The sequence below is a fragment of the Thermotoga sp. Mc24 genome (genome assembly GCF_000784835.1).
In the GTDB taxonomy this organism is placed as follows: domain Bacteria; phylum Thermotogota; class Thermotogae; order Thermotogales; family Thermotogaceae; genus Thermotoga.
In genome coordinates this window covers 87369-111828 of record NZ_JSFH01000010.1, presented here as the reverse complement: position 1 = coordinate 111828, position 24460 = coordinate 87369, and the positions used below count along the sequence as shown (strand labels likewise).

Here is a 24460-nt window from a genome sequence, read left to right as displayed (position 1 = left end):
GCTCGCGTTGAACGCAGCGATAGAAGCAGCTCGAGCTGGGGAAGCGGGAAGGGGCTTTGCGGTTGTGGCAGACGAGATAAGGAAACTTGCAGAAGAGAGCCAGAGGGCGACAGAAGACATAGCGAAGATGTTGAGCAGTTTGAGGGCAACGATAGAACACGTGGAGAACGGCTCGAAAGAGATGTTCGAAGGAGTGGACGAGATAGCGGTGATGGGAGAAGAAGTGACGAAGAGATTCAGGGAGATCCTTGGAAGGATAGAAGAGATCAACAGCATGATAGAGAACACGGCAGCGACAGCGCAGGAGCAGGGGGCAGCTGCAGAAGAGATGGCAAGTGCCATGGACAACGTCACAAAGATCGTTGAAGGGGTTGTGGAAAGCCTGAACAGGATGGAGTCTCTCATAGAAAACCAGACCGAGTCTGCTGCCAGAGTCTCAGAGGCTGCCGAAAAACTCTCTTCCCTCTCTGAACAGCTCTCAACGCTCGTTCAAAAGTTCAAGGTGTGAGGTGAAAAAATGCAAGCACGATGGATAGGGAATATGATGTTTCATGTAAGAACGGACTCGAATCATGATGTTCTCATGGATGCAAAAGAAGAGGTCGGGGGAAAGGACGCTGCTCCCCGACCTCTTGAGCTCGTTCTCACCGGACTCATGGGATGTACTGGCATGGACGTGGTTTCAATTTTGAAAAAAATGAAAGTGATTGATCAGATGAAAGATTTCAGGATAGAAATTGAGTACGAACGCGCGGAAGAACATCCTCGCATATTCACCAGAGTGCACCTGAAGTACATCTTCAAGTTCGATGGAGAGCCCCCGAAGGACAAGGTTGAGAAAGCCGTTCAGCTCTCCCAGGAGAAATATTGCAGTGTCTCTGCCATTTTGAAGTGCTCTTCGAAGGTAACTTACGAGATCGTTTACGAGAATTGAGGTGGTATTCATGTGGGAATTCTACATGCCCACAGATGTCTTTTTTGGAGAAAAGATCCTCGAAAAAAAAGGAAGCATAATAGATATTCTTGGAAAAAGGGCCCTGGTGGTGACCGGTAAATCTTCTTCGAAGAAGAATGGATCCCTTGATGATCTGAGAAAGCTTCTCAACGAAACAGGAATATCCTACGAGATTTTCGATGAAGTCGAGGAGAATCCGTCTTTCGATAACGTCATGAAAGCTGTTGAGAGGTACAGAAACGATTCTTTCGATTTTGTCGTGGGACTCGGTGGAGGAAGTCCAATGGATTTCGCCAAAGCGGTGGCCGTGCTTTTGAAAGAAAAAGATCTTTCCGTTGAAGATCTGTACGATAGAGAAAAAGTGAAGCACTGGCTTCCAGTTGTGGAGATACCGACCACCGCCGGAACGGGTAGTGAGGTCACGCCGTATTCCATTCTCACCGATCCAGAAGGAAACAAAAGAGGTTGTACACTCATGTTCCCGGTGTACGCGTTTCTCGATCCCGGATACACCTATTTCATGTCTGATAAACTGGCTCTGTCAACTGGAGTTGATGCGCTTTCCCACGCGGTCGAGGGATTCCTCTCCAGAAAGAGCACACCGCCCTCTGATGCCCTCGCGATCGAAGCCATGAAGATAATACACAGGAATTTACCGAAGGCCATTGAAGGAAACAGAGAAGCCAGAAAGAAGATGTTCGTGGCCTCCTGCCTTGCTGGAATGGTGATTGCGCAAACTGGAACCACATTGGCGCACGCTCTGGGTTATCCTCTGACAGTGGAGAAGGGAATAAAACACGGAAAGGCGACAGGTATGGTGCTCCCGTTTGTCATGGAAGTAATGAAAGAAGAAATTCCAGAAAAAGTGACCACGGTGAACCACATATTCGGTGGCAGTCTTTTGAGATTTCTGAAAGAGCTTGGGCTTTATGAAAAAGTAACAGTCTCCTCTGAAGAACTGGAGAAGTGGGTCGAAAAGGGTTCCAAAGCGAAACACTTGACCAACACACCTGGTACTTTCACTCCCGAGAAGATCAGAAACATATACAGGGAGGCCCTCGGGGTGTGAGGAGTTTCTTTCTGTGTTTTTTGTTTGTTCTTGTGTTTATAGCGAATCTCTACAGATTGTTCCCGGATGATTATTACGATTTCATATCCAAAAATTCCAACGATCTCGATCCTCTTCTCATTCAAAGTATCATATGGGTGGAGAGTAGTTTTGATAAAAACGCGGTTTCTTCGCTTGGGGCCTTTGGTCTCATGCAGATCATGCCTTCAACGGCCGTCTGGTTGAAAAAGAAATTTTCTCTGGAGGAGGATTTCAAGGATCCAGAGGGAAACATAATCTACGGAATCGTTTATCTGAGATTTTTGAAAGATCTGTACGGGGATCTCGACAAAGCTATCATGGCTTACAACATAGGGCCAACTGCTCTGGACGAAGGAAGAAATCTGGACAGTGCGAGAAGATACTTGAAAAAAGTGAAGAGGACCTATCTCATATACCGTTTCCTCTACAATGAGAGGTGAGAAAGTGAGAGTGGCAACCGCTCAAGAGATGAAAGAGATCGACGAATTAACGATAAAAGAATACGGCGTGGATTCGAGAATCCTCATGGAACGAGCAGGGATTTCTGTTGTTCTCGCGATGGAAGAAGAACTTGGGAATCTTTCTGATTACAGATTCCTGGTTCTTTGCGGGGGAGGAAACAATGGAGGAGACGGCTTTGTCGTAGCCAGAAATCTCCTCGGTACGGCGAAAGATGTTCTGGTTGTCTCTCTTGGAAAGAAAAAAACTCCCGATTGTGAATACAATTACGGTCTTTACAAAAAATTCGGAGGAAAAGTAGTAGATAAATTCGAACCCTTCCTTCTGAACGAATTCGATGTGGTGGTTGACGCCATTTTTGGAACGGGCCTGAGAGGGGAAATCACAGGAGAGTACGCTGAGATGATAGATCTCGTAAATAAATCGGGAAAAATAGTTGTTTCTGTTGACATCCCATCGGGAGTAGATTCGAACACAGGTAAGGTTCTTGGAGTAGCGGTGAAAGCGGATCTCACGGTTACCTTTGGAGTTCCAAAGATAGGTCACATTCTCTTTCCGGGAAGAGATCACACGGGAAAACTCAAAGTCGCCAACATAGGTCATCCTGTTTACCTGATGGATTCGATCAATCGATATGTGATAACGCGGGAAATGGTTCGCTCTCTTCTGCCAGAGCGTCCCAGAGATTCCCACAAGGGAACCTACGGAAAAGTGCTGATAATAGCAGGGTCCAGATTGTACTCCGGAGCTCCCGTGCTTTCTGGAATGGGGGCCTTGAAAGTGGGAACAGGTCTTGTGAAACTCGCAGTTCCTTTTCCACAGAATCTGATCGCTATTTCGAGATTTCCAGAACTCATTTCCATTCCTGTGGATACAGAAAAAGGTTTCTTCGGTCCACGGAATATTCAGGAATGTCTGGATCTATCAAAAGATGTGGATGTGGTAGCCATCGGACCGGGTCTTGGAAACAACGAGCACGTGAGAGAATTTGTCAACGAGTTTCTGAAGACACTCGAAAAACCGGTTGTCATCGATGCCGATGCCATTAACGTTTTGGATTCCTCAGTTTTGAAAGAGAGAAAATCCTCGGCGGTGTTAACTCCGCATCCTGGGGAAATGGCAAGACTCGTGAGAAAAACCATTGGGGACGTTAAGTACAATTACGAACTGGCCGAGGAGTTCTCAAAGGAGAACGGTTGCGTGTTGGTTTTGAAATCTGCTACCACCATTGTAACGGACGGTGTGAGAACTCTGTTCAATATAACGGGAAACACGGGCCTCTCAAAGGGGGGAAGTGGAGACGTTCTAACAGGGATGATAGCCGGCTTTATGGCACAGGGACTTTCTCCTCTCGAAGCTTCCGCGGTTTCTGTGTATCTCCACGGTTTTGCCGCAGAGCTTTTTGAGCAGGATGAGAGAGGTCTCACCGCTTCTGAACTGTTACACCTCATACCCGAGGCTATAAGGAGGTTGAGAGAATGAATGTTCTGGAAAAAATCGTGAGGGATCTCATCAGTGAGAAAAGAATCACCGAAGCAAGAAATTTGCTCTCCCTCTTTCCAGAAGAGTTTCCCCATCTTGAACTGGAAGTAGAGTATGCTGCCAGGAACTGGAAGGCTGTGAAAAGGCTCTATGAAAACTTGCCGGATGAATTCAGAGAGAAATACAAAGAGTACTACGAGTACGCAATGAACCAACTGAATATAGACTATTCGAAAGAAACAGAAGAAGCCCTCAAGGAGATGGAGCGAAAGAATTTTCAGGGAGCTGCCTCCATACTCGAATCGATCGTCAAAGACTATCCTGAACTCGTGGAAGTAATAGCTCTGAGATACAAGCTTGCTCTTCAGAGAAACGAAAAGAGGGCGATTGAAAAGTATCGAAAGCTTCTTTTGAGCCTTGACAGAACGCACCCCGCTCTGATCGAAACCAAAGTTTCCTCTCGGAGGATAGGTGTTTTCGAAGTGTTCACACTTTCTCTTTTGGTTGCACTACTTGTCACAACGATACTCGCTTTTTACATCCTTCCCTCACGCATAGAAGTGAATGTGCCATCCTCTGAGAGTGAGGTAAATATTAAACCTGTCGAACAGCGTATCGAAGATATCTTAGCGAACATCGTTGTTCTCACAGAAAATCTGGGAAAGATAAACGATTCCCTTGAAGAGAATTTCAGCGTCTTGCAAGAAAACATGAGCTCCATCTCTGAGAACATAGAATCTCTTAGAGAGGCTCTGACGAATCTGGAATCCAGACTCTCCAGGATCGAATCCGCTGTAGCAAAAACTTCGAGCGAAGAACCTTCAGTATCTGTTGTTTACGTTACCGCACGGGAAGATCGAATAGAAAGAGCGAAGGGTCTGTGGTTTCTGGGTTACATGTTCTATCTGAGAAGAGACTACGATGAAGCCATTAACAGGTTTGAAGTTGCCATAAAGGAAGTTGGGGAAGACGACGTCTATTTCAAAGATGATGTTTACTATTACAGGGCTTTGAGTTACTACTACAAAGGCGATACATCGACCGCTCGTTCGCTCTTTGAGGAATTCATAAAGCTTTTCCCAGATAGCGAGTACGCGGACGACGCGGAGTACTTTTTGAAGAGGCTGTGAAGAGTGAACTTTTCTACAGGAAACTTGAAAAGTGTGATCTCTGTCCCAGAAATTGTGGAGTGAACAGACTCAAGGGAGAAAAAGGAGCCTGTGGAGTAACAAGCTCTCCCGTTGTTTCTTCCTGGGGGCCTCATTTTGGAGAGGAAAGAATACTCGTTGGCCGTAATGGAAGTGGAACCGTCTTTTTCACCTACTGCAATCTCAAATGTGTCTACTGTCAGAACTATGAAATCAGTCAGCTGGGTATAGGAGAAGAAATAACAGTTGAAGATCTTTTGAAGATATTCATGAAACTTCAGGATATGGGTGTGGAAAATCTCAACCTGGTGACTCCCACTCACCAGGTACCTTTCATAATCGATGCCCTCGAGAGAATGGACAGAAAAATTCCCGTTGTTTACAACTGCGGGGGGTACGAATCCGTCGATACCATAGCTTCTCTTGAAGGGTTCGTCGATATCTACATGCCGGATTTCAAGTACAGTGATCCTGAACTTGGAGAAAAACTCTCTGGTGTGAAAGACTATCCAAGATTCGCTCTGGAAGCCCTGAAGGTTATGATCGATCAGGTGGGAGAACACGTGATGAGAAACGGTGTTATGAAAAAGGGAGTTCTTGTGAGACACCTTGTTCTTCCCGGTTTCCTTGAAAACAGCTTTGGTGTGATCGACCTGCTTTCAACACTGGAGCCAAAACCACTTGTGAACATCATGGCGCAGTTTCACCCGTCGTACAGAGCGAAAGAATATGGACTCAATAGATTCATCACCAGAAGCGAATATCTGAAAGTCGTGGAATATGCGAAAAAGAAAAAGCTCAATCTCATAGAAGTAGAGAGGTGGCTGATGTGGTTGTAACAGAATACGAACTGAAACCTCAAAACTTTCCCAGATTCCCTCTCGACTGGTCTGAAATATTCGGCAGGAAAGCGAAGATAGTGGTTGAGGTTGGTTTTGGAAACGGGGAATTCCTGACAGAACTTGCAAGAAGGCATCCGGAAAAAGACTTCGTTGGTTTTGAGCTATCCATCACTTCCTTCGTAAAAGCACAGAAAAAGTTCAAAAGGTACAATCTGAAAAATGTTCGACTTGTGAAGGTAGATGCCAGGTTTGGTCTGAGAGAACTGTTTCCCGACAGCAGTGTGGAAAAGGTCTACATCAACTTTCCATGTCCATGGCCAAAGAAAAGACACGAAGATCGAAGAATCACCAGCTATGACTTTCTCCAAACGCTCTCTGCTGTCCTGGAGATGGATGGCACGGTGGAGTTTGCAACCGATGAAGAATGGTACGCACGGGAAGTTTTAGACACTTTCGAGAGTTCAGAGTATTTTGTCGTAGATGTGTTCGAAGAGAACTTCAGAAGAGATGTAGAAACCCGCTACGAAAGAAAGTGGAAGTCTCAAGGGAAGAAGACCTATCTGATCGTCGCAAGAAAAGTGAAGAGTGGAATTGTAAAAAGACTGATGGAGGGTGAAAACAACATGGCTCACAGTGTGTTCGAAGGCAATGTCACCTGGGAAAAGCTGAAAGAACTGGAAGGAAAGGTGTTCAAAGATGAAAACAAGATCTTCGTCGTGAAAAAGGTGTACAGAGACAACGATTATCTTCTGAAGGTGATCTCCACTGACGAAGGAGGTTTCCAGCAAATGTACTATCTCAATCTTTCCGGAAGAGACGGCAAATGGGTTTTGAAGTTGGACGAAGGTTCTGATCCCTACAGAACACCTGCCCTGAAATGGTCCCTCAGGAGAATCATCGAGGAGTTAACCGCTCAGGGCTCTTTTTGAAATCTCTCCTATCACTTCATCGATCAGGCTCTTCAGTTGTTTGTTCCCTTTGAGGAGGGAATCTTTGACTCTTTTGACACTGTCTAAAACAACAGGGTGTGACCTGTTGAATTTCTCCGCTATCGTTCTCAGAGAACTATTCAGATGGTTCTTGGCCACGTACATACCAATTCGTCTGGCTGTGAGAGCCTTAACGTTTCTGTTGTTGGAAAGGATCTCTTCACGTGAAACACCAGTTACTTTTGCAACGATCTCTATGAGTTCATCTATTGGATCCATGGCTTTTACTCTGTTTGGCTTTATGAAGTCTTTCAGGAGCAAGATGGCTTCTCTCAGATCGACCTCTTTTCCCGTCGTTTCCTTGTAAACCAGAAGCTTTATAATGGCTCCTCTGAGTCTTCGCAGGTTATCGTCCACGTTCTCTGCGACAAAATTCAGAACTTCTTCAGGAAGTTCACCATGCTCGATTTCAAGCATCTTTTTCGCAATGCTCTTCCTCGTTTCCTCGTCGGGGGGCTCTAACTTCGCCACGAGCCCCATTTGAAATCTGGAAACCAGCCTATCCTGAAACTCACTCAATTTTTGAGGTTCTCTGTCTGAACAAATGACGATTTGTTTTCCGGAATCGTGCAGTTCGTTGAAGGTGTGGAACAGTTCCGTCTGAACCCCTGTCTTTCCTATGAGAAACTGGACATCGTCTATGAGAAGAATATCAACCTTTTTTCTGTATTTCTCCCTGAATTCATTCAGCTTTCCTTCCTTCATACTGTCAACAAGGTCGTTCAAGAATTTCTCACTGGTGATGTACATCACCCTCAGATCTGGTTCGTTCTGGACAACGTAGTTCCCTATCGACTGAAGAAGGTGCGTCTTCCCAAGTCCGACACCACCGTATATGAAGAGTGGATTGTATCTTCCTGGATGTTTTGCCACTTCGAGAGCGGCGTGATAAGCAAACGAATTTCCCGGACCAACGACGAAATTTTCGAAGGTGTAATCAGGATTCAGTGGTGTGAGAAGCACCGCTCTTTTCTTCACAAGAGGTTCGCTGTAAGAGGAGTGAGGTTCAAAGGCTTCGTAAGTGATTTCAAAAGTGGCGTCGTTTCCGAGCACAACTTTCACGGCTTTTGAGAGAACAGAATGATACTTCTTCTCCAGCCATTCTTTTATGAAAAGATTACCGACCGAGAAGACAACCTTGTTACCCTCTATCGATCTCACATCAAAAGAACTGAACCAGAGTTCCCAGCTTTTTCTGTTTACCCTGGTCTTTATTTCCTGGAGTATTCTCTCTTTCATAATGGAGGACCCCCAAACGAGGAGTGACTGGATTAATTATCCAACAGATACACTCGAAAAATCAACGGAGAAAAAGAAACAGATCTGAAAAATTTCTAAAGGGGTGGAACCCCACCCCTTACTTCACTCTTCCACGCTGATAGCTCCGGTTGGACAGCTGTCAGCGGCGTCCTTTGCGCAGGGAAGATCTGTTTCAGGCTGAAGGACCTTTGCCTTTCCATCGTCACTGAGCTGGAAAACGTCAGGACAGAGGTTCTCACAAACTCCACATCCAATGCAGGCATCTGCGTCAACTCTTACCTTCATGTTTCGTCCCTCCTTAAAAGGTTTTTGCACGATATTTATTATAACATCGAAACGAGTACCTCATACATCCTTTTCAATTTTTCCATAAAGTCTTTCACAAAAGATTCCATGTCAAAGTCTTCTCCGAAGAACTGATCGTATCCTATTCTCAATGTGAGAAAGGCCTGTTCCATAGGATTCTGCGCAGGTTGAATTCCCTTTTTCTTCCTCAAAACCACTCCCATTTCATGGAGCAGCGAGATGTGTTCTTTATCTACCCACTCTGGATCTTCAAGAAACACATCAATTCCCTCGTTTCTCAGGATGATCTTCAGCCGCGATTTTAAAAGTTTCATCATCTTTTCCAGATTTTCGTCAGATACCCTGTTTTGAAAGAGAAAGAACTCCATGTTCTTCACTTTTTCCTGAAGGAATATCTTCTGAAGCCAGCTTTCATTTCCGGTAGATCTCAAAACCTTCACCTTCAGTGGCATCCTGAATATTCCCGCGGAAATCGAATCCACCTTTTCGAACAGCTTTGTGTAGAAAGTGACCATGGATTCTGGTACATTTGTCTCCACCCTGTATATGCACGGTTCTCTATCGAAGGGATCTTCAACGGAGAGATTCAGCAGTCTTCTGTCGGACGAATCAACCATGAGAAACAGCGATGGAAACCGATGTCTCTTTATTCTGAGCACAAAAGCATGGAGATGCACGTTGTCAAGCTTACTCTCGTAGTCTTTAAGAGGGTTGTGTACCGATGTTTCCTTAAGAAGAAGTTCCAGTTCTTTTTTCATGAGAGGACCACCACCGCATCTTTTCCGTACATCTTTCTCGCTTCCTTGAGAAATTCTTCGTTGTGATACCTTGAAAGCACGAAAAGGATTCTTCTCCTTGCGATCGGAACGTCGGTGTGACCATCCGTGAAGACAACTGTTCCTTCCGACCTGAGGACCCTTTCTGAGTAATCGATCGCTGGTTGAAGATCGGTGCTTCCTCCTCCCACGATCTCCAGATCCTTCCACTTTCCGGATCTGTACTTCATAGCCGATGTGACGCTTCTGTCAACCTGAACGAGCCAGAGTTCTTCTCCTGCTATATTCGAGATCTTCTCGAGCTCGGAAATGAACTGGTTTAACTCATTCTCCACAATACTTCCGCTGGTGTCCACCACAGCAGCTATTCTTGGAAGGTACTCGCTTCTCCAGCCGGGAAGGTGATCGTACCTTCTGTTTGGCTTCAACGGAGTTGTGTAGCGATCCGCTTTTATCGAAACACCAAAGAACCTCCTGAGGAGCGTCTTCCAGTCCAGTTCTGGATTTTCAAGAGAGAGCGAAACTTCTCTTTTTACTCCGGAGGGAAGAGTATCTCCAAAGAGGTTGAAAGCTTTTTTGGTTCTGTCTTTTGTGAGATCGAGGATCATCTCAACTGGAACGTCTTCCTCGAACAGTCCCGAGTGGTCGTCGACGTTATCCCGAAACTCTGCCACCACTTCCACATCGTACCTTCCGAGTCTTTCCATCTCCTCCAGGATCCATTTGTGATAAGCTTCAGTGTTTTCAAACATCATCCACTCCGGTGGTATTACGAAGAGAGTATCGTTGTCCGTTGCGTGACCCTCTTTCACGAGTACGTCGAGCGGTATCCCAAAGGCTGCAAGCTCCGGGATGTATTGGTTTATAGCGGCATCCATGGAAAGATCCCATATCTTTCTGTCTCTTTCGTCCTTAGGCTTTATTCGAAAGTGCTGGAGAACGATGTGCATGACCTCGTGTATCAGAAGGGCTTGAACCATTCTCAGAGGCTTTTTTTCTATTGCCTCCGGATTGTAAAGCAACATCACGTCTCCGGTTGTAGAGAAAGAGAGCTTCAGATTTCTTATGTTCTTCGATGGCGCCAGCCTGACACCGAGAAGAACGTAATAATAGAACGGTGACTCTTTTCCTATGTTCAGCAAAGCCTTTTTGAGGATATCTTCACCCTTCATAGTTCGTTCACCATTTTTCTCATGTCTTCTCTTTCCAGCATCTTTTCAAGTATTTTATCGAAAATCCAGGACCTTTCTCCTTCTTTCTGGGCTTCATCGACCAGAAACCTTAAAACACCGTAAAAGGATTCCCTGGGCATGGTTTCAGAAAGTCTGACCAGATTCTTCGATACGTCGTCCAGGTGTCTTTCAAGAGTTCTCACGTCCGCTTTGCTGAAGAAATCGACTATCCTGAGAACAAGGGTGTTCGAAGCGTGTATATCTTCCAGATTTTCCATCCTTCCATCAAAGAGAACACTTTCCACAGAAGGAACTTTCGCTCTTTGAAAGAACGAATCATAAAAGGCCTTTGCAGCCTCTGGACCCACGATTCCCGCCGCAACAATGTAGCCGTACCTCTCCTTTTCCTCATCTGTCAAGGTTTTCAACACATTTGAGAGTTTATGCCAGCTTCTTGGAGAAGGTTTCAGAGAGGTTTTCAGAGAGAGACTTCTTTCGGAGAAGAGAAACTCAGGGTAGTTCCTTATGAAGTCTCTCACTTCTTTCGATAAGCTGTTCTTCTCAGCCCATTCCAACCACTCGGAAACGTCCGGGTTCACTTCCAGAATGAAGAAGCGAGATATGAACGCGGGATCTGTGATGAGATCGGCCTGGTCGTACTCTTCCTCTGGGGGATTCATAGCCGCCATGACCCACGTTCCTTCAGGCAATATATGGTTGTGAATTCTTCTATCCACGAGAAGCTGCATGATAGCATTTCTGACAGAACGATGGGCCCTGTTTATCTCATCAAGGAAAAGAATCGTATCACCGCCCTCTGGCCACCAGTCTGGTTTTAAAAAAACGGTTTTCTCTTCCGAGCGAGCAGGAAGCCCTATCAAATCACCTGGTTCCATCTGAGAAAGAACCAGGATGATCAATTCTCTTCCGGTCTCCTTGGCTATGTCTCTGGCGATATCCGTCTTCCCCACACCGAAATGCCCTACCAGAAGCGGTATCTCACCGGCCATCATGATCTTTTTTGCAAGGTACTTTGCCTCTTCTACACGCACCGTTTCACCTTCCTTTCTCCATTTTCAAATGATATCATGTATTTCTGGATGGGGTGGTAAGGTGAAGATACTTGGAATCGTACTTACGGCGATCGTTATTTTTATTGTTTTCATCTTGGATCTGGTTGAGAAAAGGAAAAAGGTCGATGTGGAAACCGTTTGCCGAACTGTAAAAAGATACTACGAAAGCAGAAGATATCAGATCTTCCATAAAACGGTGAACGGTTGTGAAGTGTTTCTGATCAAAAAAGGCCTCAGAAAGATCATCATCTGTGTAGGAGGCGTGAACTTCGATGTGGTAAAAGAAATCCTCTACATGGCGTACATGAACAGAGCACGTGACATCAGAGTGGTCTATTCTTCCATCACGAAGGAATCTCTGGAAGCGTTCGAAAGAATGAGGAGAAATTCGAAAATACACAAAACGAAGGTGAAAGTGAATGATTTACGTCATTTTGAGTCTGTTGTCTTTTAGCCTTCTTGTTTTCCTCGTGCTATGGAGAAGGAGGAGAAAAAAAGACCTCAGAGACCTTCTTGAGGTGGGTCTTAAGAATCCGTATCAGTTTGAAGAATTCGCTAAGGAATATCTGAAAGAGCACGGTTTCAGATCGGTGAGAACGACGCGAAAGAGCAAGGATTTCGGAGCGGATATCGTTGCGAAAAGGAAAGGAAGCACGGTGATTTTCCAGGTGAAAAAGAGAAATTCCACCGTGGAGAAGGAGGTCGTGAAGGAACTCGTAGCAGCGGCCTATATCTACGGTGCCACAGAGGTTGGCATCTTCACGAACAACGAGCTTTCCAATAGCTTGAAAGAAGAACTAGATGGACTGAAAAGATCAGGCGGATTCATAAAGAAGGTTCATGTTATAAAAAACATCAATCCTGAGGAGTTCTGAAACGAACGATCCATATATCCGGTTCGCTTCCTTTACTGTACACGGAAAAGGCTACGAGTTTTCCATCTTCAGAGAAAGCGGGATAGAATGTGTCGTAAGGGATGTTTTCGGTGAGGCACCACACCTTTCCAGAAACCAGATCCTTCGCATAGATTCTGAAAACCCCGTCTCTGTTAGAGGAAAAGATCAGATAGTTTTCAAACACGTCCGGATCGAATTCGTTGTAAGGACTGTCCTCGAGAACCGTCACCGTTCCATCGGGAAGCAATTCGTATATTCCGAAGTTTGACTCTTTGAGTCCCACGAACACGATACCCTGCTTCCCCTTGACCGGCGTGAAAACCCAGTCGAACGGAAGATAGTACGTCTTTTCCTTCATTGCTGTCAGGTCTTTTACAACCAAATGATTCGAAGTTGCATCTTCCTGAACGTAAACCACCATGCTGTTGTCGATCCAGTTCGGATTGTACGAAGCGTACCTGCCGCGTGAGATGAGTTGTATCTTCTTTGAGTAATCAGGTGAGAGCGGCATGTGGTAAATGTTCCAGTTTCCATGGAGTGAGCCCTGAAAAAGCAGGTATCTTTCGCCCGGTGATATTCTCGGAAAGTACTCACTGCTGTCGTAAATGGGCATCGGAATGAGTTCTCCGTTTTGCCTGTCGATCAAGAACAAATTCCTGTTGCCGGAGAGTCTTTCAGAAGAGAAAACCAAGTATCTGCTTGAAAAATCGCAGTACTCATCGAGTGCGGGATGATAGGTGAGCCTGAATACGTCTGGAAATTCGTTTTTGGAAAAGAGGTAGAAAGAGACTTTCTCCAGAGGAAAGGAAGCACATTCCATCAAGAAATCCCTGTAGTATTTGTAGCCTCTGGGATTGTACTCGTACCTTGCAACTTCACCCCCGTGTTTCCACTCTCCCACATAGAGGTTGCCCGTTGCGTCGTAAGAAAGGAAAAACGTCATCGAAAACGTTGCAGTCGAAGAGGTTGTGATCGTTGCCTCTTTCGGCAGAAGCTCCAGAATCTTCTTCTGAACATCTGCGAGAACGGAAGAAGCCTCTTCGGTGCTGAACATACTTAAATTGAGGGTTACAACAGAGAAAGAAAACAGGGGTATAATAGCAAAGATAAACAAAAACATCTTTTTCATTGATCTCTTACCTCCGGAGGAGATATTTTGTTCGAAGATGCCGTTGTTTCACTTCTGATCTTTATAATAGTATACCTCTTCATCATTCTGGAAAAACACCACAGAGCGGTCATCACCATGCTCGGAGGAAGTGCTGCCCTCTTTCTTGTGTTCAAAGATCCCATAGAAGCGCTGGTAAGGTATGTGGATTTCAACACGATATTTCTCTTGATTGGAATGATGATCTTCGTGTCCGTTACAAAAAGAAGTGGCCTGTTTCATTTTTTGGGACTGTACTCTATAAAACTTTCCAGAGGAAGCGTGTTTTTCTTCTTTGTTTCAATAAATTTCCTTGTGGCTCTTCTCTCCTCTTTTTTGGACAACGTAACAACGATTCTGGTGTTCGTCCCTGTAACTCTGGTAGTTTGCGATACGGTGGATTTGGATCCCGTTCCCTTTGTGATATCGGAGATCATATCTTCGAACATAGGTGGTACCGCTACGATGATAGGAGACCCTCCAAACATCATGATCGCTTCCGCGGCAAAACTTCATTTCCTCGATTTTGTGATCAACGTGGCGCCCGCTGCTGTTCTGACTCTCATCGTTACCCTGATCTTTCTTTCCGCTGTTTACAGAAGAGTTATATTCAGAAAAATACCGGTAGAAGTGGTCAAAGGCTTCGATCCCCGTAGGGCCATCGTTGACAAAAAGCTGTTTTATCTCTCCATAATACTGACTCTGATCGTTCTTGTTCTCTTCTCTTTTCAGAAACCGCTTGGACTTGAGAGTTTCGAGGTTGCTTTGCTCGCTGGTTTCCTCTCGCTTGCCTTCTTAAAGAAAAAAGATATAGAGGATGTGTTCAAAGAGATCGAATGGGGTGTTATCTTTTTCTTCATAGGTCTTTTCCTCGTTGTTGGTGCCCTTGAAGATGCCGGTGTTCTCGAAAGAATATCAGAATTCGTTATCAGGCTTTCAAAAGGAAAGATGGAAAGTACCTTGATATCTGTCCTGGGAATATCCGGGTTGAGCTCCGCTTTCGTTGACAACATACCGTTCACTGCCACCATGATTCCAGTGATAAGGAAACTCGCAGTTTTGGCTCCGGAGACGTTTTCTGATCTAAGACCCCTTTGGTGGGCTCTCTCTCTGGGAGCATGTTTCGGAGGAAACGGAACCCTGATCGGTGCGTCCGCGAACGTGGTAGGAACTTCTCTCATAGCAGACAGAAAGCATATAACTTTTTGGGAGTATTTCAAGATAGGTTTTCCTGTGCTCATACTCAGTCTTCTTGTGTCAGGAATCTACCTGCTGATCAGATATTGAGATGGGATCGTGAAGGTGAAAGACGTCTGTAATTGGATCCTGTGTACACTTACGTGGATACACCGTTGGAAAAAGCTCTGAAGTTGATGATCAACAACATACAGGAGATGCCGGTTTTTGATGAAAAGGGGGATAGCTGGAGATCTCAACTCTCTCGAAATTCTCCTTGCTTTATGAAAAGGGTGGGAAAAATGATCATAGGAAATTGTCTGATACTGAAGGATTTTTCTTCTGAACCTTTCTGGGGAGCTGTGGAGATCGAAAACGGCACGATAAAACGAGTGGTCCAGGGAGAACTGAAGGTCGATCTGGATCTCTCCGGCAAACTTGTCATGCCGGCTCTTTTCAACACGCACACTCACGCTCCGATGACTCTTCTGAGAGGAGTTGCAGAAGATCTCAGTTTCGAAGAGTGGCTCTTCTCTAAGGTGCTTCCAATAGAAGACAGATTGACGGAGAAGATGGCCTACTACGGTACGATCCTTGCCCAGATGGAAATGGCAAGACATGGTATCGCCGGCTTTGTCGATATGTATTTCCACGAAGAATGGATTGCGAAAGCGGTCAGGGATTTTGGAATGAGGGCCCTTTTGACACGAGGACTTGTGGACAACAATGGAGACGATGGCGGACGTCTTGAAGAGAATTTGAAGCTCTACAACGAGTGGAACGGCTTTGAAGAGAGGATCCTCGTTGGATTCGGTCCTCACTCACCTTACCTTTGTTCTGAAAAATATCTGAAGAGAGTCTTCGACACTGCGAAGTCTCTGAACGCCCCCGTAACGATTCATCTTTATGAGACTTCCAGAGAAAATTACGACCTAGAGGATATTTTGAACATTGGCTTGAAAGAAGTGAAGACCATTGCGGCCCATTGTGTTCATCTTCCCGAGAGATATTTCGATGTCCTGAAAGATGTTCCATTTTTCGTTTCTCACAATCCCACGAGCAACCTGAAACTCGGAAACGGGATAGCACCCGTTCAGAGAATGGCAGAGCACGGGATGAAAGTTACCCTCGGCACGGATGGAGCGGCGAGCAACAACTCTCTGAATCTGTTCTTCGAAATGAGACTCGCGAGTCTCCTTCAGAAGGCAGAGAATCCGCACAATTTGGATGTGAACACATGTTTGAAAATGGCAACGTACGATGGAGCACAAGCGATGGGATTCAAAAGTGGAAAGATTGAAGAAGGCTGGAACGCCGATCTTGTGGTAATAGATCTCGACCTCCCCGAAATGTTTCCAGTTCAGAACATAAAAAACCACCTCGTTCACGCTTTCAGCGGTGAAGTTTTCGCCACGATGGTCGCTGGAAAATGGATCTACTTCGATGGAGAGTACCCGACCATAGATTCAGAAGAAGTGAAAAGAGAACTGGCCCGTATAGAAAAAGAACTCTATTCTTCCTGAAGCACTCTCTTTATTCTTTCTTCGAGTGTTTCTATTCTTCTCTTCATATCCTCCAGAGACCTCAATATCTCTTTGAGATAGAGTTTCCCCTGCGGGGTGATCCTGTAGATCTTTCTGGGAGGGCTGACCGTTGTATCCCACTCGGTGCTGAGAAGCCCGCTCTCTTCAAGATCGGAGAGTACACGGTAAATGTTGCCCATGTGACCGATTCCGGGTATCTCAATACCAAACTCTGAGAGCCTCTCTGCGAGCTCGTATCCGTGAGAAGGCTTCTCCGCTACGAGTAAAAGAATGGTACTGGCAAGCCACCAGCCCCGGAATCCTCTCCCGCCTCTGTGTCTCATCCTGCGCTCACCTTCCTCGCAACGCACCACAGTCTTCTACTGTAGCTGGTCAGAGGGGACTTGCTGAGAAGATCTTCATAAAAAGAAAACACAAACCCCGCGTCACTCAGTGCATACGCGATTTCTTTCACTCTGTAGCCTCTTTCTCTATGTATCTCATCGAATCTCTCCCACAGGTTCCCTTGCTTTCTCTCGAAAACGGTCACATAGAAGGTGGCAATGGATTCCTCCAGTTCGAACTCTATGGTTTGAACCTCGAAGATGTCCTTTCCATCCTGCTGAATGTACACGGGGCCTTCCTGATTGGCCATCAAAAGCCCATAAACGGTGTTCATGTCGAAAAGCAACGCTCCGCCTGCTTTCAAAGCTTCATGAACTTTCTCAAAAGTTTTTTTCAAATCGCTGTAATCCAAAAGATAGTTGAGACTGTCGAACCAGCAGGTGACGATATCGAATTCTTCGTGGAAATCGAGTTCTCTCATGTCTTTTTTCAAAAAAACCACAGGTACGCTTTCTTCTTTTGCCCTTTTTCTGGCAAACTCCAGCATCTCAGGTGAAAGGTCTATCCCCACCACTTCAAAGCCCTGCTTAGCGATTTCCACAGCAAACGTTCCTTCTCCACAGGCCACATCCAATACTTTTTTTCCTCGAACATGAAAGTTTTCCAGAATTTTGGTGAAATTTTTCGCTATTCTCCTTGAAAACGATGTGTACGGCCCTTCGTGAAAAACTCGGGCGAATCGCTTGTAAATAATTCCCACCTCCTGTGTTTCTGTAAAATCATAACATATCTTCACATGATAAAATCTTTCGGGAGGGTGAAACGATGCTGAACATATATCTGAAGTCCAAAATTCACATGGCTAAGATCACGAGGAAAGAGGTTTACTACGAAGGAAGTATAGAAATAGACGAAGAGCTGATGGAGAAAGCGGGCATCAGCGAGGGAGAGGTCGTACTGGTGGTGAACGTCAACAACGCCGCGAGGTTCGTAACATACGTTATAAAGGGAAAGAGGGGAAGCCGTGAGATAAACCTATACGGTGCGGCCGCAAGACTCGGTGAAGAGGGTGACAGAGTGATCATCATGGCTTTCACCTTCAGTGACAAACCCGTGAAAGCGAAAACGATCGTTCTCAACGAGAAAAACGAAATCATTCAGGAGAAATGAAAGTCATGAGAATAGAAGTCACCAAGGAGAATTTCTACAGAAGACTGGACAAATTTCTGAGGAACCAGTTGAAAGACGTACCCCTTTCGGTGATATACAAGCTCATCAGAAAGGGAAAAGTGTATGTCAACGGAAAACGTGTGAAGGATCCTTCCTTCGATTTGGAAGAAGGAGATGTGGTGGAATTCCGGTATGTGAATCTGGAAAATCTTCCGAAGAGATCCGAGAGGAAAGATCTCACTCCAGTTCCCATGAAACTCGATGTACTCTACGAAGGCAAGCACTATCTTGTGTTGAACAAGCCGCCAAACATAGCCATACATCCTGGGAAAGGGGTTCATGTCGCGACATTGATCGAAGGACTCCTTCACTACGGTCAGGAAAAGGGATTTTCACCGTTCCTCGTTCACAGACTCGACAAAGACACCTCCGGGCTTCTCGTTGTCGCCAAAGATAGAGAGGCCGCGAGGATTCTCACAGAGTTGTTCAAGGACAGAAACATAGAGAAAGAATACGTTACGCTCGTGAGAGGAACTCCTGAGAACAACATGAAAATCACCATTCCTCTCGATGGACAGGAAGCGATCTCTGAGATCGTCTCAGTGAAATCTCTGAGAGATGTTTCACTCCTCAGGGTGAAAATACACACAGGCAGAAAGCACCAGATAAGAAGACACCTTTCACAGATAGGTTTTCCCGTTGTGGGAGACGATACCTACGGTGACAGACATTTCAACAGGGAATTTCGAAAGAGATACGGTTTGAAAAGACTGTTCCTCCACAGCTACAGAATGAAGTTCATCGATCCGTGGACTGAAGAGGAGAAGGATTTCAGAGCACCCCTTCCAGATGATCTTCTCAGCGTTTTGAATTTTTTAGAAGAGAGGAGTGATGAATGGTTAGAAGAATTTCTCTCCTGATTCTCATCCTTTCGTCTCTTCTTCTGTTTTCTAAGGAAGTGCTCTTCAACACTTACAACAACACCGGCATTGTTTCGTTGACGAACAGAACTTTTCCTTTTACAACTTCGCGCGACCTGGAGCCCTTCAAAGCTTCTCTTGAAACAATATACACTCCTCCAGAGGTTCGAGGCATCACTCTCGATCTTCCAGACAGCACGGCTCTTGTCCTGAACAACGGTGTGACGATCGGAGTCGATGTGGGGGATATCCGAATTCCCAAGGATGTTTTCACCGAGCTTCTCGACAGCACAGATCTCACGTTCGTTTACGACACGTTCCCCGTTGAAGTCTTTTCACGCAACATGGTCGTTGTTAAAGAGCCCATTACAAAAGAGAAACTCGAGTATTATCTCTCCTTTTTTTTCAAGGAATTTGAGATTCCAAAGAGAATAGAAGGCACCATAGACGTCACCCCAGAGCCTCCTGAGGTGAGATACTCAAAGGTGTGGCACCCTCTTATCGGAACGGTGGTCTTTCTGAATGTGACTGACGATTCCACCTTTGTCACACTCTGGGATGGAAAGAAAGGCAAATTGTGGTACCACACTTTGGAAGCCACAAAACTCGAGATAGAAGTGGTGGACTCTATAGGACAATCCACCAGTCTCTCACTCGAAACTCTCCCTGTTTCTTTCGCGGAAAGATCGTACCAATCTTCTGTTGAGTTCGGTCGAAGCCTCATTCTACCGTCTCTTGTGAACTGGTATCTTCCATCAACCGGAGAAAAGCTCACTGTGTTTTCTCCAGAGTTTCCGGGTGTCTATCACCTCATCGGTTACGATGAATCTGGAAATTTTTTGAGAATGAAAGTCGAGGTGAGAGACACCACTCCTCCGCTCCTTCTTTCTCCGGAGAGGATAGAAGACGTTTCCTCTTTTCAAGTTGAATACATCTGTGATGGAAGAGAAGTCCAGAAGGTGCCCGACGGGCATCACGTTGTTTTTGTCAAAGCCACGGATACCTTCGGTAACACGAACACCGCCTTCTTTGTGGTGAACAAGCCACACAGGATGACCGTGGAAGAAAGGCCCGTTCCCGTGTATCTAGGACCAAAAAAGAAAATCCAGATCGGTGGACTTTCCCTGAAAGGGAACTTGGTCTTCGGCTGGACCAAGGAAGAACTCGAGGTGATAGTGGGTGAAGAAGTTTACAAACTTGAGAAATAGTCTTTTTCTCATTTTTCTGATGAGCTCTGTTGTGTTCATCGTGTTCTTTCTTCCAGAAAGAGTGTCTTACGACAGGAAAGGAATGGCGTTTTCTTTTCTGTTCGATGACATGATCGATGGAAAGCGGGTGATTCTCTTTGACCTTTCAAGTAAAAAAGACCTGCCACCGGAAGCCGAGATCGTGATTCTCAAAGGTGAACCCCTCTTCTGGGAACCTCAAGAACTGGCAGAAAAGTTGAAGGGAAAATGGCTTGGAATCGTAGAGTTCGATCCCTCTTATGATTTCGCCAGAAAAGTCGTTCTCCTGAAGAAGGACGGTCTTTTCTTTCGTGTCCACACGGTGAAACCCGAAGAGATAGAAAAGCTGAACTTGGACGAAGAAGCGCTGTTTCACAGGTACAAAAGAGCCGTTCTTGAACGAAGCGTAGAGGTACTCTGGATAAGGGACATAGACGAGAAAGAGTTCCTCGTTCAGGGACTTTCCAATTATTTCAGAGGAAAAGTTGTACCGTTTCCGGCACCTCCAGAATCCGAACCTTCTTTTCCGAAATGGATCCTTTTGATACCCCCAATCCTTCTTATAATCTCTCTGAATCCTCTGCTTCTTTTAGTAGTCCTCGTTCTGCCTTTTTCAAAAGAGTGGTTCGTTTCCCTTTTGTTTGTTTCCGGCACATTGGCAGCGTATTTTGTACCGAAGAAGAAATGGTTGAAAGTACTGAGTTTTATTCTTCTGTCGATCTCTCTGTCTCTGAGTCTCAGTGATCTTTATCATCTCAACGGTATCCTGGATTTCCGCGGGGTGAAACTCTCGCTCGTTCTTCTTCCTGGGTTTCTCTTTTTTGTGGGGCTCTGGGAGAACAGAAAGAACTGGAAAAAGTACTTGCCACTCCTCTTTCTTACTATTCCTGTAGGTTTCTATTATCTTATGCGTTCGGGAAATTCGGGGTGGGTACTGGAAGTTGAAAGAAAGCTCAGAGACTGGCTGGAAAGCATTTTGATGGTTCGGCCCCGTTTCAAAGAGATTGCGTGCTACCCGTTCTTCTGGTTGGAGGGATTCAAAGAATACGATTTTCTCAGAGAAAGTTTTGGCAGCATTGCCCTCGTTTCAATGTTCAACACGTTCTGTCATGTTAAAACGCCCCTGGTTGTTTCTATCTACAGGAGCGCTCTTGGCCTCGCTATAGGATATGCTGTGTTCTTGTTTTTGAAGGTATTTCTAAACCGCTTTTTAACTTCCAAATAATTTACAATTCACAAATAACTGCTATATTCTACGCATAAAGATGCAAAAGAAAAACCCCCTCTGTCCCCGGGGACAGAAAGGATTGTTGTTTTTGCTTTTTGCAAGCTTCACCGACTTTGTTTCGTGTCTTGGGACATTAATTATACCACAATAATTTTTTATGTTCAAGAGGAGGTGCTGTTATGACAATTGAAACTATCAAGAAAATCATTGAAGAGGAGAACGTTCGATTCATCAGATTGCAATTCACTGACATCAATGGGATCTTGAAAAACGTGGAAATAACTCCCGAGATTTTCCTTGATTCATGGGAAGACGGTATCATGTTCGACGGTTCCTCCATTGAAGGTTTTGTGAGAATCGAAGAATCCGACATGTACCTCAAACCCGTCCTCGACACCTTTGCTGTTCTTCCATGGACAGTCGACGGTGCAAAGAGCGCAAGGGTCATCTGCGACGTTTACACTCCCGATGGTAAGCCTTTCGAAGGTGATCCAAGGTACAGACTCAGAAGAATGATGGAAAAAGCGGCACAGCTGGGCTACACGCCGTACGCGGGTCCCGAGATGGAATTTTTCATCCTTCCCACCAACGAAAAAGGAGAACCCGTTCCAGAATTCCTCGATCATGGTGGGTATTTCGACCTTCTCCCGTTGAGCAAAGCCGAAGAGATAAGAAGAGATGTCGCCATTGCCCTCGAGAAAATGGGAATAATCGTTGAAGCCACACACCACGAAGTAGCTCCCTCCCAGCACGAAGTGGACTTCAAGTACGATACCTTCCTGAGAACAGCCGACAACGCCCAGACCGTGAAACTTGTGATCAAAACCATGGCGATCTTCCATGGTTACTACGCGACCTTCATGCCGAAACCCTTCTTCGGTGTGAACGGTTCCGGTATGCACGTTCACATGAGCCTCTTCAAAGGTGACCAGAACGCCTTCTATGATCCAAGTAAACCGCTCGAACTTTCCGATGATCTCAGGTACTTCGTCGGTGGTATTCTGAAACACGCAAGGGCACTCGCTGCTGTCACAAATCCAACAGTTAACAGTTACAAGAGGCTCGTTCCAGGATACGAAGCCCCCGTTTACATCACCTGGTCAGTTGGAAACAGAAGCGCCCTCATCAGAATACCGAAAGCAAGAGGAAAGGCTACAAGGTTGGAGTACAGGTCTCCCGATCCATCCTGTAACATCTATTTGGCATTCGCCGCCATCCTTGCAGCAGGTCTGGATGGCATAGTGAACAAAATTGAACCTCCAAAGCCTGTCGAGGAGAACATTTACCACATGACTCCGGAAAGAAGGGAAGAAATGGGTATAGGATCTCTTCCCGGCAGCTTGAAAGAGGCCGTTGAAGAACTCAAGAAAGATGATGTTATAATAGATGCGCTGGGAGAGCACATATTCGAAAAATTTGTGGAGGCAGCGGAGAAAGAGTGGATGGAATACAGCACTTACGTTACAAACTGGGAACTGCAGCGCTACTTGTATCTCTGATCGTAAGTGTTTTCGCGGGAATCCTCGAAACAGAGAGGATAGATCTCAATGTGAATCCTTTGAGAGGAACGATCAACGAGGGTGTCATCACCCTCGTTGATTCTTTGAAAAGAGAAGTCGTCGCGGTGAATGCGCTTTCAAAGAGAGTAACAGCGCGTTTCACAGGTTTTTCCTACCCTGTCTGGGGTATGTACCTCAAAGGAAACTTCTACGTTACTGATATGTTCGAGGGAAAATTCGTTGAACTCACTCCTTCGGGAAAGAGAAAGAGAGAAATTCTTCTTGGTGGGGATCCCACGGTCTTTCTTTACCACAACGGTGTTTTTTACATTTCGTTGTTTTCCCAGGGGACACTAGTGGGAGTAGATCGGAACTCTTTCAGAGTAGTGGAAAGGTACAGAACAGGTGTTCCGAGCACTTATTTCGTTCCAACTTCGAAAGGAATCGCCTACCTTTGCTACTGGAGAGATGAAGACGATCCCGATGTAATTTATCTCAAGCGCGGTAACATGACTTCTGTCCGTCTGGGGCTTTCCCGGCCTTTACGCTACGTGGAGGGTTCGAGCGGTGATTATGTCCTTGACTATCGAAACGGTTGGCTCGTGAAACTGGTGAACGGAAAGGTGGTGTGGAAGAAAAACCTTCCCGATTTTGCTTACGGTATTTCCTTCTATGGACCCGACATCGCAGTTGCCAGCCTTGTTTCTCCCGTTATCTCTGTGGTTGACAGAGACGGCAATGTAAGACAAATCAACGTGCCGCACCCTGTGCTCTACCTCGAGGAGATAGGAAACTATCTGGTGGCACTTTCTGTGGAAGCAGAAGAGTTGTATCTGATAAAAAACGATAGAGTCGTTCAAACGGTTAAAACGGGAAAGTATCCTCTGAAGATTTTCAAGATCTCAGAAAAAGAATTTGCTGTTCTCTGCACCGATTCTGGAGAACTCATCTTCTACACAGTTTACTGAGTTTTCGCCAGTGTTATCAGATTCACCAGAAGGTTGTAAGAAAACCAAACGTCATCCAGTTCAAAAAACTGAGGCTTTTTCGTCTTTGCATCTTGGTACACCATGATTCCCTCTTTGTATGGAATGACCGAAATGATTTTTTCGTAAGGAATCTTATAACTTCTTGTTTGTCCGACGAAATACAGATTTTTGCTCGTTAAAACAAGTGTTCCTTTATCGACATGCGTCAGTTCAGTCTTTTCAACGGGAGTTCCTTTAAAGCCTCCCACCCTGTAGTAAACGCCACGTGCGATCCTTATACTGAGACCAGAATATCCTCCCGCGTACTCTTTTCGTTTTCTCATTTCGTAGTTTTCTACGCTTCGAAAGACCCACACAGGTACTTCCGATTTTCCAAGGATGACGGGGACAGGTCCTTCGAACTGTTCTATTTCTCCATGAACCACTTTTCTCAACAATCTTCCCTTCTTGAACTTCTCATAGGCACCCTTCCTGTTCAATTTTTCCTCAGAAAGTCCCGTTTCCCATATGAAACTGGCGAGGATCCTTTCCTCAGATTCATCGAGATTGCCGTCATTCAAAAAGTGATCCACCATCCTTTCCCAGACTGTTGCAAGTACATCTTCCACATCATTCTCTGTTCTGAAATGGTTCCGAGCTATTTCGAGAAGCTGACCCCTAAGAGATTGAAAGTTTCCATTTTCGAAAGACTTTTCGACGAAATCCAGCATCTTTTTCCATCCTTCCTGGTAGATAACCTCACACGCCTTATGCTTGGTCTTCAAGAAACCTGCGGGCTTCCCACAATAT

27 protein-coding genes are annotated in these 24460 nt (G+C 45.4%); 18 read left to right on the top strand and 9 right to left on the bottom strand.

Annotated features, from left to right (window positions below; all coding sequences use genetic code 11):
* The 8 genes from MC24_RS06830 to trmB form a co-directional block, all read left to right on the top strand.
* On the top strand, positions 1-508 hold a 508-nt coding region (locus MC24_RS06830), incomplete at its 5' end, for a methyl-accepting chemotaxis protein (protein ID WP_235280346.1).
* A 9-nt stretch (positions 509-517) separates the two neighbouring features.
* On the top strand, positions 518-934 hold the full coding sequence (locus MC24_RS06825; RefSeq protein ID WP_011942715.1) for an OsmC family protein: 417 nt from the start codon (positions 518-520) through the stop codon (positions 932-934).
* Between the two features lie 10 nt (positions 935-944).
* On the top strand, positions 945-2024 hold the full coding sequence (locus tag MC24_RS06820) for an iron-containing alcohol dehydrogenase family protein (RefSeq protein ID WP_011942714.1): 1080 nt from the start codon (positions 945-947) through the stop codon (positions 2022-2024).
* Positions 2021-2485: a lytic transglycosylase domain-containing protein gene (locus tag MC24_RS06815; RefSeq protein ID WP_038053768.1), complete on the top strand. Its 465-nt coding sequence runs from the start codon at positions 2021-2023 to the stop codon at positions 2483-2485. The genes MC24_RS06820 and MC24_RS06815 overlap by 4 nt, the downstream gene beginning before the upstream one ends.
* 4 nt (positions 2486-2489) lie before the next feature.
* Positions 2490-3986 carry a bifunctional ADP-dependent NAD(P)H-hydrate dehydratase/NAD(P)H-hydrate epimerase gene (locus MC24_RS06810; protein ID WP_038053765.1) on the top strand — a complete coding sequence of 499 codons (1497 nt, stop codon included), beginning with the start codon at positions 2490-2492 and terminating at the stop codon, positions 3984-3986.
* Positions 3983-5116, top strand: coding sequence for a tetratricopeptide repeat protein (locus tag MC24_RS06805; RefSeq protein ID WP_038053762.1), 1134 nt, complete (start codon positions 3983-3985; stop codon positions 5114-5116). The genes MC24_RS06810 and MC24_RS06805 overlap by 4 nt, the downstream gene beginning before the upstream one ends.
* Entirely contained in the window at positions 5113-5973 is an 861-nt protein-coding gene (locus MC24_RS06800) for a radical SAM protein (RefSeq protein ID WP_038053760.1), read from the top strand. Before MC24_RS06805 ends, MC24_RS06800 begins: the two co-directional genes overlap by 4 nt.
* Positions 5964-6905 carry a tRNA (guanosine(46)-N7)-methyltransferase TrmB gene (trmB, locus tag MC24_RS06795; protein ID WP_038053757.1) on the top strand — a complete coding sequence of 314 codons (942 nt, stop codon included), beginning with the start codon at positions 5964-5966 and terminating at the stop codon, positions 6903-6905. Before MC24_RS06800 ends, trmB begins: the two co-directional genes overlap by 10 nt.
* Here trmB and dnaA read toward each other — a convergent pair.
* From dnaA to MC24_RS06770, 5 genes are all read right to left on the bottom strand, one after another.
* Entirely contained in the window at positions 6882-8204 is a 1323-nt protein-coding gene (dnaA, locus tag MC24_RS06790) for a chromosomal replication initiator protein DnaA (RefSeq protein WP_011942708.1), read from the bottom strand. The genes trmB and dnaA overlap by 24 nt on opposite strands.
* Before the next feature lie 123 nt (positions 8205-8327).
* Complete coding sequence (locus MC24_RS06785) at positions 8328-8510, bottom strand: ferredoxin (protein WP_038053753.1); 183 nt, start codon at positions 8508-8510, stop codon at positions 8328-8330.
* A 38-nt stretch (positions 8511-8548) separates the two neighbouring features.
* On the bottom strand, positions 8549-9289 hold the full coding sequence (locus MC24_RS06780) for a DUF4895 domain-containing protein (RefSeq protein ID WP_038053751.1): 741 nt from the start codon (positions 9287-9289) through the stop codon (positions 8549-8551).
* Positions 9286-10479: a vWA domain-containing protein gene (locus MC24_RS06775; protein WP_038053750.1), complete on the bottom strand. Its 1194-nt coding sequence runs from the start codon at positions 10477-10479 to the stop codon at positions 9286-9288. The genes MC24_RS06780 and MC24_RS06775 overlap by 4 nt, the downstream gene beginning before the upstream one ends.
* Entirely contained in the window at positions 10476-11531 is a 1056-nt protein-coding gene (locus tag MC24_RS06770) for an AAA family ATPase (protein WP_038053747.1), read from the bottom strand. The genes MC24_RS06775 and MC24_RS06770 overlap by 4 nt, the downstream gene beginning before the upstream one ends.
* 67 nt (positions 11532-11598) lie before the next feature.
* Between MC24_RS06770 and MC24_RS06765 the strand changes: the two genes are divergently transcribed.
* Together MC24_RS06765 and MC24_RS06760 are read left to right on the top strand one after the other, a co-directional pair.
* Positions 11599-12006: a hypothetical protein gene (locus MC24_RS06765; RefSeq protein WP_038053789.1), complete on the top strand. Its 408-nt coding sequence runs from the start codon at positions 11599-11601 to the stop codon at positions 12004-12006.
* Complete coding sequence (locus MC24_RS06760; RefSeq protein WP_235280343.1) at positions 11996-12427, top strand: restriction endonuclease; 432 nt, start codon at positions 11996-11998, stop codon at positions 12425-12427. Before MC24_RS06765 ends, MC24_RS06760 begins: the two co-directional genes overlap by 11 nt.
* Here the strand turns inward: MC24_RS06760 and MC24_RS06755 are convergent.
* Entirely contained in the window at positions 12408-13577 is a 1170-nt protein-coding gene (locus MC24_RS06755) for a TolB family protein (protein WP_038053743.1), read from the bottom strand. The two genes, MC24_RS06760 and MC24_RS06755, sit on opposite strands and share 20 nt — an antisense overlap.
* A 27-nt stretch (positions 13578-13604) precedes the next feature.
* On the opposite strand from MC24_RS06755, the gene MC24_RS06750 reads away from it, so the two are divergent.
* Together MC24_RS06750 and mtaD are read left to right on the top strand one after the other, a co-directional pair.
* Positions 13605-14882 carry an ArsB/NhaD family transporter gene (locus MC24_RS06750; protein ID WP_038053740.1) on the top strand — a complete coding sequence of 426 codons (1278 nt, stop codon included), beginning with the start codon at positions 13605-13607 and terminating at the stop codon, positions 14880-14882.
* Positions 14883-15073: 191 nt separating this feature from the next.
* Positions 15074-16294: a 5-methylthioadenosine/S-adenosylhomocysteine deaminase gene (gene mtaD / locus MC24_RS06745; RefSeq protein WP_038053787.1), complete on the top strand. Its 1221-nt coding sequence runs from the start codon at positions 15074-15076 to the stop codon at positions 16292-16294.
* On the opposite strand, the gene MC24_RS06740 is transcribed toward mtaD, so the two are convergent.
* Positions 16282-16638: a PadR family transcriptional regulator gene (locus MC24_RS06740; protein ID WP_038053737.1), complete on the bottom strand. Its 357-nt coding sequence runs from the start codon at positions 16636-16638 to the stop codon at positions 16282-16284. The genes mtaD and MC24_RS06740 overlap by 13 nt on opposite strands.
* Positions 16635-17399, bottom strand: coding sequence for a class I SAM-dependent methyltransferase (locus MC24_RS06735; RefSeq protein ID WP_038053785.1), 765 nt, complete (start codon positions 17397-17399; stop codon positions 16635-16637). Before MC24_RS06735 ends, MC24_RS06740 begins: the two co-directional genes overlap by 4 nt.
* A gap of 65 nt (positions 17400-17464) precedes the next feature.
* Here MC24_RS06735 and panD point away from each other — a divergent pair, with 65 nt between their 5' ends.
* From panD to MC24_RS06705, 6 genes are all read left to right on the top strand, one after another.
* Positions 17465-17809, top strand: a complete 345-nt coding sequence (gene panD, locus MC24_RS06730) for an aspartate 1-decarboxylase (RefSeq protein ID WP_038053735.1) — start codon at positions 17465-17467, stop codon at positions 17807-17809.
* A gap of 5 nt (positions 17810-17814) precedes the next feature.
* The gene (locus MC24_RS06725) at positions 17815-18729 is read left to right on the top strand and encodes an RluA family pseudouridine synthase (RefSeq protein ID WP_038053783.1); all 915 of its coding nucleotides are present in this window, start codon (positions 17815-17817) and stop codon (positions 18727-18729) included.
* Positions 18705-19937 (top strand): hypothetical protein, encoded by a 1233-nt coding sequence (locus MC24_RS06720; RefSeq protein WP_038053732.1) that lies wholly within the window; start codon positions 18705-18707, stop codon positions 19935-19937. The genes MC24_RS06725 and MC24_RS06720 overlap by 25 nt, the downstream gene beginning before the upstream one ends.
* A complete protein-coding gene (locus MC24_RS06715) occupies positions 19909-21180 on the top strand; it encodes a DUF5693 family protein (protein WP_038053729.1) in 1272 nt (423 codons plus the stop codon). The genes MC24_RS06720 and MC24_RS06715 overlap by 29 nt, the downstream gene beginning before the upstream one ends.
* Positions 21181-21362: 182 nt before the next feature.
* A complete protein-coding gene (glnA, locus tag MC24_RS06710) occupies positions 21363-22682 on the top strand; it encodes a type I glutamate--ammonia ligase (protein ID WP_038053726.1) in 1320 nt (439 codons plus the stop codon).
* Positions 22622-23650, top strand: coding sequence for a hypothetical protein (locus tag MC24_RS06705; RefSeq protein ID WP_038053723.1), 1029 nt, complete (start codon positions 22622-22624; stop codon positions 23648-23650). The genes glnA and MC24_RS06705 overlap by 61 nt, the downstream gene beginning before the upstream one ends.
* Here MC24_RS06705 and MC24_RS06700 read toward each other — a convergent pair.
* Positions 23644-24435, bottom strand: a complete 792-nt coding sequence (locus tag MC24_RS06700) for a hypothetical protein (protein WP_235280342.1) — start codon at positions 24433-24435, stop codon at positions 23644-23646. The two genes, MC24_RS06705 and MC24_RS06700, sit on opposite strands and share 7 nt — an antisense overlap.
* Positions 24436-24460 lie beyond the last annotated feature (25 nt).